Genomic DNA, 14,055 nt, shown 5'->3' with positions numbered 1-14,055 from the left:
TTCAATCGACTTTGTTATAACAATTAGATAGTAACCATACCTGAGGACTGGCGGGCATATGTGTCAGATGCATATCATCTGCGCAGTCATCATGGTGTAAAAAATAGATATCCGAAATACAAAAAACGATTTGGCATGTATTCGCAGATGCAAATGAAAAGTAAGGTATTCGTTGGACTACATTAAGGGGACTCAAAAATAGTCGATACAGACGATGCTCATTTCGCTTTTAATAATTAAAAGAAGATGGCCCATAGGGCATGGCTTAACATAGTCGATCGTAGAGCCTATTTCTCTTAAACCTGGCCAAAATTGTGTTTCAAAAAGGGGTTCGGAATTTTTTAATTCCGAACCCCTTTTGTCTACAAACTTAGATGCGCCGATTAATTGGCGTATCCTCCTATCGTGTTATTTGAACAAGTCAGGATAAACAGTCTTTGCTGCGAGTTCAACAGCTTCCCCGACCCTTGGTCCAGGACGTGACATGATATTTTCATCAAGTAAATGGACATCATCGTTCTTCACCGCATCGATATCTTCCCAGCCCTTACGCGATTTAATTTCACCAACAGCATCATCTGCATACGTGGCGGTGGTGATGATGGATTCAGGGTTCCTTTTGACGATTTCTTCATCAGATACTTTAACCCAGCCTTTTTGGTCATCAAAGATGTTTTTTATGCCGGCAGTGTCCATGATTTCATTTTGGAAGGTCTCCGATCCTGTTGTATAGATTTCCGGAGCAGGGCTAATCTCAAAGTATGTTTGCTCCTTTTCATCTAAGGTTTTCACTTTTTCTTCGACATTTGTAATTTGGGATTTGATATCTTTCACTAATTCATTCCCTTTTTCGGCGACACCCATCACTTTAGCAATCTGCCCGATATCACCATATACATCATCGAAATTTGCCGCAGATTTAATGATGAATACAGGGATACCGGCATCTTCAAGTGGTTTCAGTGCCGTTTCATCCCCAATGGTATAAGCAATGATGGCATCAGGTTTCAAGGCAATGATTTTTTCTGCATTAATGTTAACGGAGTCTGAAACATGTTCGATATCCTTCGCTTCCTCTGGATAATTATCGAAGTCTGTCACGCCAACGACTTTATCACCCTGTTCAAGGGCAAATAAGATTTCCGTATTGCTTGGCTGAAGTGAAACGACCTTTTCCGGGATTTTCTCGAATTTTATTTTCTTACCAGTATCATCCGTAACGGTATAATCCTTGATTTCTTCGACCTTTTTACTATCTTTATTATCCTTTGAGGATTGATCATTGTTCACTCCGCATCCGGTGAGGAATAGCGTAAGCATCAGCATGGAAATCCAACTGAATCGTAGGGTTCTCTTCATTATTTATTCCTCCGTTTTCTTTTTCATTGGTTTGGTTGGGTATGATTTACTTATAAAAGGAATCTCCTCGATCCCCTGTTGCTTATTGACGTAGACTGCCATCACGAATAATACATTTGCAAGCAAGTGAGCGTAATCAAAAAGAATTCCTGGAATTTCCTTTTCTAGACTTACCTTGTGTAAAGCTCGCACGGACTTTTTGGCCTCACTGCGGCAAGTATGCAAAGTACATGCTGCGGTTGATCCTTGTGGAAGGACGAATGTTTCGATTCGATCCCTCACTTCAGCGACATACCGGTCGTAGATTGCACTTAAACGGTCGAGATCATCGCCGGTAATGGCTAAATTCCCACGGACTGAGCCGTTTAAATGGTAAACCATGGGCAATAATTCCATTAAGTCACGGTATACATCGGGGACGTCCTCAGTAAGCGAGGCGGCCAAGCCGATCTGTGTCGTCAATGAGTCTGTGCGGATTTCAAAATCGACGGTCGATACGGACTCACGCATGTATGGGTAGCATAAAAAACGAAAGTCTTTCTTTGCCATAAATCTTCCTCCTTTTACGTATTGGGTGAATGACCTCCGTATTGCTTTTCCCAGCAAGACAAATAGCCGACCAAGAGTTTTGGTCGGCTTCGGGCATCTATGTATCTGTAGTAGAAAAAGATGGGAGGGCCGTACAATCTCCTATCTTCCGAAGAGCATAATACGATGAAAAAAGGCAGGTCTCCTGGCTCGTGCGTCATTTTACTCTAAGAACCTTCCCATTTGGGTTAAATGGCCGGTAATCGGCGAGCGATTACAACCTCAAATAGTGGTAAACATCTTATTTCATTAGCACTTACAGTTGCGGAAACAGCTTCGGTTTTAAACCGAATTCCCTATTAAGCTGACAATGCAGCACCTTTTTCTGCAAGATTCATATTCACTTAGCAACAGTTTACCATACCTTTTTTCAATAGACTGCATTAATATTTTTGGACAAATTCGTTTATGGTTTACCGAATATCTAGTAAACTTACAATGTAAGGTTTAATTGGAGCTTAATGTAAAATTTTGATATAGAAAAAGGTATGAAATCATGGTGATACTGTGAATCCCGGGAGGTAGAGAATGATTTATAAGCAGGTCAATCAAAAACTGGAAATGGTTCTGGGGAACATCGAAAAGGTGATTATCGGAAAACGGGATATAGCAGAACTAAGTATCGTGGCACTCCTTTCCGGTGGACATGTTTTATTGGAGGATGTTCCGGGCGTAGGGAAGACAGTCATGGTAAGGGCACTGGCAAAATCTATAGGTGCAAGCTTTAAGAGAATTCAATTCACACCTGATTTACTTCCTTCTGATGTTACTGGTGTTTCGATCTTCAATCCTAAGGAACAAGAATTCATTTTTAGGCCAGGTCCGATAATGGGACATATTATTTTAGCCGATGAAATTAACCGGACCTCGCCGAAAACTCAGTCTGCATTACTTGAAGCCATGGAAGAGGCAAGTGTGACGATTGATGGTGTCACAAGGAGATTGGAGAAGCCGTTCTTCGTAATGGCGACACAAAATCCGATCGAATACGAGGGGACGTATCCGCTTCCGGAGGCTCAATTGGATAGATTCCTATTAAAAATGAAAATGGGCTATCCGGGTGTGGAAGAAGAGATAGAGGTTCTTAATAGAGCTCAATACACGGTACCGCTTGATGAGCTGGAAGCCGTCATCACCTTGGATGAATTGATAGAATTACAGGCTGAGGTAAAAGCTGTGATAGTGGATGACACAATAAAACGATATATTGTTGAATTGGCGAATCGAACACGTACGCATGAAGGGGTCTATTTAGGTGTAAGCCCGCGTGGATCGATAGCCTTGATGAAGGCAGCCCAGGCTTACGCGCGGGTCCAGGGCAGGGACTATGTTCTGCCGGACGATGTTCAATATTTGGTGCCATTCGTATTTTCCCACCGGCTTATTTTGAAACCTGAAGCGAAGTATGAGGGCTTCGATGCTGGAATGGTGATACATGAAGTTGTGGCGACAACACAGGTGCCTGTAAAGCGGGCTATGACCTAATGCGCAAATTCATCAACATTTTAAGGGGAAATATGAGTGTGGTCGGACTTGTATTACTCTTGACGGTTTCCTTTTGCTATGCAATGTTTCAAGGTGGTTTTGTCAGTTGGTTCATTTTTTATTCATTTTTGCCGTTTTCTGTGTACGCTTTGATTCTGCTGTTTTATCCGCTGCATGATTTGATCGTTGAGAGAAAGATCAATAAAAGGGAATGCCAGGCCGGCGAATCTGTTGAAATAGCATTGACGTTTACCCGTAAAAACCGGCTGCCCCTACTATTTATGGTGGTAGAGGAGGAATTGCCTCAGCGTCTGGAAGATAGGGGATTTCAAAGGAAAATCATTATCTTTCCGGGATTCAGGCGTACCTTCTGCATGTCATATACCTTGGAAGACATGGAGCGTGGAGAGCATTCGTTTCAATCGATCCGCTTTTGGGTTGGGGATTTTTTCGGGTTAGTCGAAAAGGAAGCGATATATAGTTCACCTCTGAAAATAACTGTTTTTCCTCGTTATCATGAGCTTGCCTACAGTGATCTTGATCGAGTGTTCAATCAGGGGGCAGTGGTTTCAACAAAGAAAACACAACGGGAACATTCAGTGGTATCCGGAGTAAGGGAATATCAGCCAGGCGATCAGTTGTCATGGATTAATTGGAAGGCGACGGCCAGAACGAGTGAAATCATGACGAAGGAATTCGAAGTGCAGAAAAACCGGGATGTATTCATCATGCTTGATGAAAAGCCGTCGGATTTATTCGAAGAATCCATTGTGATGGCTGCTTCCGTTGCTCACGCCATGTTAAAGAAAGGCATGGAAATTGGGTATGTGAGTATGGGGTCGAGGATGATCATACCGGCAGCAGCGGGCAATTACCAGAAACGAAGGATTTTTTACAGACTTGTTAAAGAAGAGCCGAGTGCAGTAAACGCATTGAATGAAAATGTCAGGAAGGGAATTCTTCCGGCAAACGCTGCTGTGATATTCATCGTTTCAGACTTAACTTTAGAAAAGGTGGACATATTGAGTGCTTTCCAACCTAATCAGGGATTAATGTTATGTGTTAAGAAACAGGCAAATCTTACTGATGAGGAAAGGTTGTCAAGTTCTGCAGCTGTTTCGAGGGGGATGAAGGTTAGCTTTTTTGAACAGGGCCAACTAAAGTTTGATAGATCAGAGGTGATGGCAAAGTGAATGTCACCACCGAAAAGTTGGAAAGGTTCATGCATGTCTTGATGTATGTATTTGGTCTGTTGTTGATTACTGAATGGTTAAGGCCTGTCGATAAACTCACCGATACAGGTAATATCATCATTTTTATTTTATTTTTGCTCTATTCCCTGCTGCTGCATTATTTCCGCCTACATTGGTCAATCCGAGTTATTCTCAATAGTGCTTATATAATGATTTCATTACAGTTCCTCCATTCAATAGACGCTTTATTTCAATTGTCATGGCTGAAAGGATTTCTAGCGGATTTTAAGGGCAATCTTGGTTTTATATATGATGGGAATTGGGAGTTGATCACAAATCCATTTCGAACGATGTTATTTTTTGTCCTTCTTTGGCTTGTAACATACTTGATCCATTACTGGGTGATGGTGAGGCAAAGCATCTTTTTCTTTTTTATGTTAACGGTGATTTTTATATCTGTACTTGATACATTCACTCCTTATGCGGGGGATATGGCAATGATTAGAATAATCATCATCGGCTTCTTGATGCTAGGCCTGCTGTCCCTGCTGCGTCTGACGATACAGGAGAGGATCAAGTTTCAGATGGCTTCCATCAATAAGTGGATCTTGATGCTGACCGGCATGATATTGGTAAGTGTCCTTGTTGGTTTCGCTGCCCCGAAGCTCTCTCCGCAGTGGCCGGACCCGGTGCCTTATATTACTTCTTATTCTGATAAAGCGGGGAAAGAAGAAGGAGGTTCGAAGCGTAAAAGTGTGGGATATGATGAAGACGATTCGGAGCTTGGCGGTTCGATAGAGCCGGATAGTTCCATCGTTTTTTATAATAATGCTCCTGCAGGACATTACTGGAAAGTCGAGAACAAGGATATTTATACCGGCAAAGGGTGGGATTCCATACTGGAAACGGACTTTCACACTTTTTCCAACGGACAGGATATGGCATCTTTAGGTCTTCACGACGTTACTGAAGTGGTGAGGACAGAAGGAATGACGGCAAATGTGTCCATGATGGAATCATATTCCCATATCCTTCATCCGCAATCCGGGTATTTAAAAAAGATTGAGGCCAAAAACGGGAAGGATTTCAAATATTATCAGGGAATGGACAAAGTTATTTCCGAACAGGATACTGGCGAACGACTTTCCCTGAAAGAGTATGAGCTTAGCTATGATATGCAGAGTTTTGATATAGCTGAGTTAAGGAAGGTAACGGATCCCGACGGGTCGATGGATTTAATAATGGAAAAAAACACTCAGCTTCCAGAGGGATTGCCAAACCGGATATATGAATTGGCATCCCGGCTTATAAGGAATGAAACGAATTGGTACGATAAAGCAAAAGCTATTGAGGATTATTTTGACGGACCTGAATTCAGTTATTCTAAGGACGATATTCCCTATCCGGAGAGCAATCAAGATTATGTCGATCAATTTTTATTCGAGACACAGATAGGGTATTGTGATAATTTTTCAAGTGCAATGGTCGTTTTACTAAGAGCCGCCAATATGCCTGCAAGGTGGGTAAAGGGTTATACGGAAGGGGAAAAATCAATCCTTGATGGCGAGTCCGTATATAAGGTGACCAATAATAATGCACATTCCTGGGTCGAGGTTTATTTTGCAGGGATAGGCTGGGTTCCCTTCGAGCCGACAAAGGGTTTTGATGGGGAAGTTGAATTTTACGATTCGGAATGGAAACAGGAAGTGAAGAACACTGAAGAAACCCCAATTAATAAAGAGCAAACAAGGAAAGAGGCCAAGGAACTCCATGATACACCTGATAGGGAAACTCGATCACCCTTGAAAACAAGGAACATGGAATGGTTCTTAAAATGGACTGCCATCATACTGTCAGGTGTATTGATACTTGCTTCTATTGGTTATTTCTTCAGAAGGAAGTGGATTCCCCATCTGCAGATTCTTCGTTATAGAAAGAAAACCGGTGCTCATTTCTCGACCGCCTATTTAATATTATTGAAACAGTTAAAACGAGCTGGTTTGGTTCGTCCGGAGGGGCAAACTTTAAGGGAGTACGCCGCCTATGTGGATGCAGTGTACGATACGGATGAGATGAGTGAATTAACGGCTAAATACGAGTTAATGATATATCGTGGAGACGTGGAAGATGGCGATTGGAAACACTTTCAAAAGGGTTGGGAAAGTTTAATGAGAAAAACTAGCTCTTGACCAGGTTTTTATTATATTGATACAATAACAAAAACTAACTTAAACTAATATATCCTTCATATATCCTCGATAATATGGATCGAAAGTTTCTACCGAATCACCGTAAATGATTTGACTATGAAGGCGGATTTTAACAGGAAAGCTGAAAATCTGCCTTCGTCTATACTTTTTCTGTATTTTTGAGGGTGGATTTTTAGTTTTTCTTTTTTTATGATAATATTTTTTATAAGAAATTATCACTCGATTTTATGAGTGAATTACATTGATAGAGGTGACGTTTGTGCCGGGGAAAACAGAATTGCAAAAAAACCAGGAAATGATCGTAGTACTTGATTTCGGAAGCCAATATAATCAATTGATCACTCGTCGTATCCGCGAATTTGGTGTGTACAGTGAGCTTCATCCTCATACAATTACTGTAGAAGAAATCGAGAAAATGAACCCAACGGGAATTATTTTCTCAGGTGGTCCGAACAGTGTTTATGATGCAAATGCATTTGGTTGTGATGAACGCATATTCGAAATGGGCCTTCCGATTTTCGGTATTTGTTATGGAATGCAGCTTATGACTAAACACTTTGGCGGTAAGGTGGAGCCAGCGAAAAACCGTGAATACGGAAAAGCGACACTTTCCATTCAAAATGAGTCTAAGTTATTCAGCGACCTGCCGAAAGAACAAATCGTCTGGATGAGCCATGGTGATTTAGTGGTGGAAACGCCTGAAGGTTTTAAAGTTGATGGGACAAACCCGTCTTGCCCAATTTCGGCTATGAGTGACGAGTCACGTAAATTGTATGCCGTGCAATTCCATCCCGAAGTCCGTCATTCGGTATACGGGAATGACATTTTGAAAAATTTCGTATTCGGCGTTTGTGGCTGTAAAGGTGACTGGTCGATGGAGAACTTCATTGAGATAGAGATGGAGAAAATCCGCCAAACGGTCGGAGATAAAAAAGTGTTATGCGCATTGAGCGGCGGTGTGGATTCATCCGTAGTTGCTGTATTGATCCATAAAGCGATTGGCGACCAGCTGACATGTATTTTCGTTGATCATGGATTACTTCGTAAAGGGGAAGCCGAAGGTGTAATGGAAACATTCAGTGAAGGCTTCAATATGAACGTAATCAAGGTTGATGCAAAAGACCGTTTCCTATCGAAACTTGCAGGCGTTTCAGATCCGGAACAAAAGCGGAAAATCATCGGTAACGAGTTCATCTACGTATTCGATGACGAAGCAACGAAGCTCGAAGGAATTGATTTCCTTGCACAGGGTACACTTTACACAGACATTATCGAGAGTGGTACGGCCACTGCACAAACAATTAAATCGCATCACAACGTTGGCGGTCTGCCGGAAGATATGCAATTTAAATTGATTGAGCCTTTGAACACTCTATTCAAGGATGAAGTGCGCGCACTTGGAAGTGAAATGGGCATTCCGGATGAAATCGTTTGGCGTCAACCATTCCCGGGTCCAGGTTTAGGTATTCGTGTATTAGGCGAAATTTCAGATGAAAAACTTGAAATCGTTCGTGAATCTGACCATATCTTACGTGAGGAAATTAAAAAGAATGGTTTGGAACGTGAAATTTGGCAGTACTTTACAGTGCTTCCTAACATTCGAAGCGTTGGGGTAATGGGCGACGCGCGTACGTATGATTATACAATCGGAATCCGTGCGGTTACATCCATTGACGGAATGACGTCCGATTGGGCAAGAATCCCATGGGATGTACTTGAAATCATCTCAACGAGAATCGTTAATGAAGTAAACCATGTAAACCGCGTCGTGTATGACATTACGTCTAAGCCGCCTGCAACGATCGAGTGGGAATAGAAGATTAAAATCATCCAATCAGTGAAGGAATTAACCTTCACTGATTTTTTTGGTTAAAATAATTTTTTGAATATGTAGATTACTTACATTTCCCGTATATTGGCGAATATATAGCCATAATAAGTAAGAGATATATAGCGAAAAGCGAACATTTCCTAAAATTGCATAAAAAATATTCGTTTGGTATATTGACGATTAATTTAGTGATTGGTACACTATACCTATAATAATAAAAAACATAATTGTCGTATAATATTGGGGATATGGCCCAAAAGTTTCTACCAAGCTGCCGAGAACGGCTTGACTACGATGTGTATGGATTGGCGAGTATGGATAAACCGCCACTTCTTTACATGACTGCAGTCAAGCCCCGTTCAAAAGTGAATGGGGCATTTTCTGTTGGCTTATGATTTTATGATAGGGGAGACTCATAATGAAAAATTATTTTCGGTTTAACGAGCTGGGAACTAATTATCGCCGTGAAATACTTGGCGGACTAACTACATTCCTTTCAATGGCATATATCCTGGTTGTTAACCCTGTGATGCTGACTTTACAAAGTATCGAGGACTATCCGGATGAATTGAGAATGGACTACGGAGCGGTTTTTGCAGCTACCGCTTTAGCAGCCGCAATTGGCTCGATATTGATGGGGCTTATAGCCAGATATCCAATCTCGCTTGCCCCGGGCATGGGATTGAATGCTTTCTTCGCTTTTACCGTTGTACTTGGTTTTGGGATTCCTTGGCAGACAGCTTTATCAGGGGTATTGATTTCAGGTATAATCTTCGTTTTGCTTTCCCTATCGGGAATACGTGAGAAAATCATTAATGCAATTCCGGTCGAATTGAAATACGCAGTTGGAGCCGGTATTGGTTTGTTCATTACCTTTGTAGGGTTTCAGAATGCTGGAATCATAACGAATGATGACAGCGTTCTTGTCGGACTGGGCGACTTGACATCAGGAAATACTTTATTGGCTGTGTTCGGAATTGTCGTAACCGTCATTTTGATGACGAGAGGCGTCAAAAGCGGCGTGTTCGTAGGTATGGTCATCACGGCCATTGCAGGAATGATCTTTGGGCAAGTTCCGGTGCCGGAGAAAATAATCGGTGCCGTTCCTAGCATAGCGCCAACATTCGGGGTTGCGTTCGATGCCTTCGGAAATCCCGGTGATCTCTTCACTGGTCAAATGCTAATCGTGATATTGACCTTCTTGTTCGTAGCTTTCTTTGATACAGCCGGGACGTTAGTGGCTGTTGCGCAACAAGCTGGACTAATGAAGGATAATGTTCTACCTAGAGTGGGAAAAGGATTACTTGCTGATTCATTATCCATCGTTTCAGGTGCAATTCTTGGTACATCCACCACGACATCATATGTAGAGTCTACATCAGGTGTTGCTGCTGGTGCTCGAAGCGGTTTCGCTGCTGTAGTGACGGGCTTACTGTTTGTCCTATCCCTTTTCTTCTTCCCGCTTCTTTCAGTTGTGACATCTGCGGTGACTGCGCCGGCATTGGTTATAGTCGGAGTATTAATGGCATCATCACTTAAAAATATTGACTGGCAAAAGTTCGAAATTGCGGTTCCGGCCTTCTTTACGGTCATCATGATGCCTATGACATATTCAATTGCGACAGGTATAGCTTGCGGATTCATATTCTATCCAATCACCATGTCGATGAAAGGTAGAGCTAAAGAGGTTCACCCGATCATGTGGGGTCTTGGAGTCGTCTTCCTGCTATATTTCATTTTCTTGAAGTAATAATGCAAGTAAGAAAGAAGAGTCCCGATTTCGGGGCTCTTCTTTCATGTTGTAAGAGAAAGCTCATATCGTGTATAGTAAAAGGACTAAGTACTAAGTACTTTATCCTGTATGGGGTATAGGGATGACTTTGAGAAAAAAAGAGGGAGAAAAATGAATGGTTTTATCGTTGAAAAGGTTTTGAACAATAACGTGGTGATTGCCACGCATCCGTCGTATGGAGAAGTCGTTTCTATTGGAAAGGGCTTAGGCTTCAACCGAAAGAAAGGCGAAGAGCTAAGTCCGGAACTTGCGGAAAAAACGTTTGTCCTGAAAAATGTTAAGGAACAGGAAAGTTACAAAAAACTTTTGCCGCAGATCGATCAAAATCTTCAAGCTGCCATTATAGAATCCATTCATCTCATTAACGATCGGGTAACTGGGAAACTTAATGAACATATACATTTCGGTTTAACTGATCATTTATTGTTCGCCCTTCAGCGAGTTTCACAAGGAATGACTATCAAAAACCCATTCTTGAAAGAAACGATAACCCTTTATCCTTTTGAACATGATATTGCTGTTGATGTAATTGAATTAATCCAAGATAAGACAGGCATAGGCCTGCCCCAAGGGGAAATCGGTTTTATTACGCTTCATATTCATAGTGCAATATCAAATAAAGACTTATCGGAAGTCAATCAGCATTCGCAGTTAATCTATCATCTTATCCAAGTCGTTGAGGAACAGCTCGACGTACAAATTAATAAGGATAGAATAGACTATTCACGTTTGGTCCGTCATTTAAGATTCATGATAGACAGGGTGTTGGCTGGGGAAAAAGTTGAGGAACCCGAAAAAATAGCAATGCTATTGAAAGAAGAATATCCTCTGTGTTACAATATCTCTTGGAAGCTAATAAAAATTATGCAGCAGAAATTAGGCAAACCGGTTTGTGATGCGGAAGCTGTCTATTTAACGATGCATATCCAACGATTACAAAAGAAAATAAAATAAAAGAACATTAACTTACGTGTTACTGATTCGATCAGGCATAAGTGAGGAGAATGATTGTTATGAAAGAGGGTATTATATACCTGAATTTTCATTTCAATCCTATCTTTGCTTATGCCTTTTTTGTATTTGAATTCTGATGCGTGGGAAGGTGAATACCATCGTTTAATGTAACCGTTTTATTAGCGTGGAAAAAACAGTAAAGAGGAGGAAAGCCTATGTTTAAGAAGTTGTTTGGTGTTTTGCAAAAAATCGGAAAAGCTTTGATGCTTCCTGTAGCCATTTTACCGGCGGCCGGAATTTTGCTTGCGTTTGGTAATGCATTGCAAAACGAAACTTTGTTGGATATCGCCCCGTTTCTTGCGAGTGGCGGAGTGGAAATGGTTGCATCGGTAATGGAGAATGCCGGAAATATTATTTTTGGGAATCTTCCCTTGTTGTTTGCTGTTGGGGTCGCGATTGGGTTAGCTGGCGGAGAGGGTGTTGCCGGCCTTGCTGCGATTATCGGGTTCTTGATTATGAATGTAACGATGGGAACCGTTCTCGGGATTGACGCAGTCGACATTGAGAACAATGGTGCGGTGTATAGCAATGTTCTGGGAATCCCGACGTTGGGAACGGGCGTGTTCGGCGGTATTATTGTCGGTGTCATGGCTGCTGTTATGTATAATAAATTTTATGAAATTGAACTGCCCTCTTATTTAGGATTCTTTGCAGGTAAACGTTTTGTACCAATTGTAACGGCCGCCAGCGCAGTTATTCTTGGGTTATTGATGATTTTGGTTTGGCCGACGATTCAATCGGGGTTAAATTCATTTTCTGAAAATATGTTGGGTGCTAACCTGACTCTGGGAGCTTTCGTGTTTGGGGTTGTAGAACGTGCGTTGATTCCTTTTGGATTGCATCATATTTTCTATTCGCCATTCTGGTTCGAATTTGGCAGCTACATCCCTCAAGGCGGGGGAACGCCAGTCAGAGGAGACCAAGCCATCTTCATGGCACAAATTAAAGATGGTGTACAGAATTTAACGGCAGGTACCTTCATGACTGGTAAGTATCCATTCATGATGTTCGGGTTACCAGCTGCGGCTTTGGCCATTTATCATGAAGCAAGACCGGAAAGAAAGAAAATAGTCGGGGGCTTGATGGCATCTGCGGCACTTACATCTTTCTTGACGGGGATTACTGAGCCACTTGAATTTGCATTCTTATTTGTTGCACCGGTACTTTTCGGGATTCACTGTTTGTTTGCGGGTCTATCATTCATGACCATGCATTTACTGGACGTAAAAATCGGGATGACGTTTTCAGGTGGGTTGATCGACTACGTACTGTTCGGTTTAATTAATCCTCAAACCAATGCATGGATCGTTATTCCGGTTGGTTTGGTCTTTGCGGTTATCTATTACTTTGGATTCCGATTTGCGATAAGGACGTTTAACCTTAAAACTCCTGGCCGTGAAACGGAAGAGGATGAGGAAGCTGAAGGATCTGCAAGTACAGCTGGAAGTCTTCCTGGAGATATTTTGGATGCTATGGGCGGAAAAGAAAACATTTCTCACTTGGATGCATGCATTACCCGTCTTCGTGTATCAGTCAATGACATCGGTAACGTTGATAAAAATAGGTTGAAGAAACTTGGTGCTGCTGGAGTTCTGGAAGTGGGCAATAACATCCAGGCAATCTTCGGACCGCGTTCAGAAACTATCAAGGGGCAAATGAAAGATATCATCGATGGAAAAAGGCCTCGTAAAGTTGAAGCGTCTCCTGAAGTAGGAGTGGAAAAGCAAATTGAGGATGTCGTCCCGAAACCTTTACGGACGGATGAAGTTTCCGAGCGTTTTGTTTCTCCTATTAAAGGGGAATTAAAACCGATCACGGAAGTGCCTGATGCAGTTTTTGCTGAAAAAATGATGGGTGATGGGTTTGCAATTGTACCTGAGGAGGGAGTGGTTGTTTCTCCTGTAGACGGTACTATCGTTAACCTATTCCCGACTAAACATGCAATAGGTATCGTTTCCGAAGCTGGACGTGAAATCTTGATACATGTCGGGATCGATACAGTTAAGTTAGAAGGCAAAGGTTTCGAAGCGCTTGTTGCTCAAGGAGATAAAGTGACAAGTGGACAGCCGCTGCTTAAAGTTGATATAGAGTATGTCAAAAACAATGCCAGCTCTATCATTACGCCAATCGTCTTTACTAACCTTTCCGAAGGTGAAACTGTGAAGATTGAAAAGGCCGGAAATGTAAATAGGGAAGAAGCGGACGTAATTTCCATCAATAAATAATCATTAATAAAAGGAGGGGGGCTATAATCAGCTGCCCTCCTTTTTTGATAATTCATTAGCAGGGTCCGACTTCTATAGAAAGAAAGTGGTTCATGAAAAAAATGAACGGAATTTTAAAAGATTAAATTGACTTATCTATTTGCAAGTGCTAATATATTAAATACACCGCTTGAGATAAAAAGGATAAACAAGCAAATGATAACTTGTTGTTGACTTTATGTTTGAAAGGTGTTACAATAAAAGAGTCGCTAAAGAAGCGATGGAAGATATTGCTCTTTGAAAACTGAACAAAACAAAGCGCCAACGTTAAATTTTAAGTGAGCACACACTATCAAAAAAGCAAATGAGCAAGTCAAAC

General features: G+C 41.6%; 9 protein-coding genes and 3 riboswitches. Of the genes, 7 read left to right on the top strand and 2 right to left on the bottom strand.

The features are described 5' to 3' along the window. Positions 1 to 408: 408 nt before the first annotated feature. Together ACFRAK_RS23240 and ACFRAK_RS23235 are read right to left on the bottom strand one after the other, a co-directional pair. The gene (locus tag ACFRAK_RS23240) at positions 409 to 1,359 is read right to left on the bottom strand and encodes an ABC transporter substrate-binding protein (protein ID WP_387604979.1); all 951 of its coding nucleotides are present in this window, start codon (positions 1,357 to 1,359) and stop codon (positions 409 to 411) included. Between the two features lie 3 nt (positions 1,360 to 1,362). Then, positions 1,363 to 1,908 (bottom strand): hypothetical protein, encoded by a 546-nt coding sequence (locus ACFRAK_RS23235; protein ID WP_394572579.1) that lies wholly within the window; start codon positions 1,906 to 1,908, stop codon positions 1,363 to 1,365. A 157-nt stretch (positions 1,909 to 2,065) separates the two neighbouring features. Next, positions 2,066 to 2,285, bottom strand: a riboswitch (cobalamin riboswitch). 190 nt (positions 2,286 to 2,475) lie between these two features. On the opposite strand from ACFRAK_RS23235, the gene ACFRAK_RS23230 reads away from it, so the two are divergent. The 7 genes from ACFRAK_RS23230 (at position 2,476) to ptsG (ending at position 13,697) form a co-directional block, all read left to right on the top strand. After that, complete coding sequence (locus tag ACFRAK_RS23230) at positions 2,476 to 3,432, top strand: AAA family ATPase (RefSeq protein WP_387706015.1); 957 nt, start codon at positions 2,476 to 2,478, stop codon at positions 3,430 to 3,432. Between the two features lie 32 nt (positions 3,433 to 3,464). Beyond that, complete coding sequence (locus ACFRAK_RS23225; RefSeq protein WP_387604982.1) at positions 3,465 to 4,625, top strand: DUF58 domain-containing protein; 1,161 nt, start codon at positions 3,465 to 3,467, stop codon at positions 4,623 to 4,625. Then, complete coding sequence (locus tag ACFRAK_RS23220; RefSeq protein WP_394572578.1) at positions 4,622 to 6,814, top strand: DUF4129 domain-containing transglutaminase family protein; 2,193 nt, start codon at positions 4,622 to 4,624, stop codon at positions 6,812 to 6,814. The genes ACFRAK_RS23225 and ACFRAK_RS23220 overlap by 4 nt, the downstream gene beginning before the upstream one ends. 36 nt (positions 6,815 to 6,850) lie before the next feature. After that, positions 6,851 to 6,952, top strand: a riboswitch (purine riboswitch). 142 nt (positions 6,953 to 7,094) lie between these two features. Continuing rightward, complete coding sequence (gene guaA / locus ACFRAK_RS23215; RefSeq protein ID WP_311202594.1) at positions 7,095 to 8,651, top strand: glutamine-hydrolyzing GMP synthase; 1,557 nt, start codon at positions 7,095 to 7,097, stop codon at positions 8,649 to 8,651. Between the two features lie 225 nt (positions 8,652 to 8,876). Continuing rightward, a riboswitch (purine riboswitch) is annotated at positions 8,877 to 8,978 on the top strand. Positions 8,979 to 9,084: 106 nt separating this feature from the next. Beyond that, complete coding sequence (locus ACFRAK_RS23210; RefSeq protein WP_260288108.1) at positions 9,085 to 10,416, top strand: NCS2 family permease; 1,332 nt, start codon at positions 9,085 to 9,087, stop codon at positions 10,414 to 10,416. 153 nt (positions 10,417 to 10,569) lie between these two features. Continuing rightward, positions 10,570 to 11,412 carry a glucose PTS transporter transcription antiterminator GlcT gene (gene glcT / locus ACFRAK_RS23205; RefSeq protein WP_394572577.1) on the top strand — a complete coding sequence of 281 codons (843 nt, stop codon included), beginning with the start codon at positions 10,570 to 10,572 and terminating at the stop codon, positions 11,410 to 11,412. A 215-nt stretch (positions 11,413 to 11,627) separates the two neighbouring features. After that, positions 11,628 to 13,697: a glucose-specific PTS transporter subunit IIBC gene (ptsG, locus tag ACFRAK_RS23200; protein WP_394572576.1), complete on the top strand. Its 2,070-nt coding sequence runs from the start codon at positions 11,628 to 11,630 to the stop codon at positions 13,695 to 13,697. Positions 13,698 to 14,055: the final 358 nt, after the last annotated feature.

Source organism: Peribacillus sp. NPDC056705, assembly GCF_043656335.1.
Note: the sequence above shows the minus strand (reverse complement) of the source record. Positions and strands in the feature narration are given on the sequence as shown.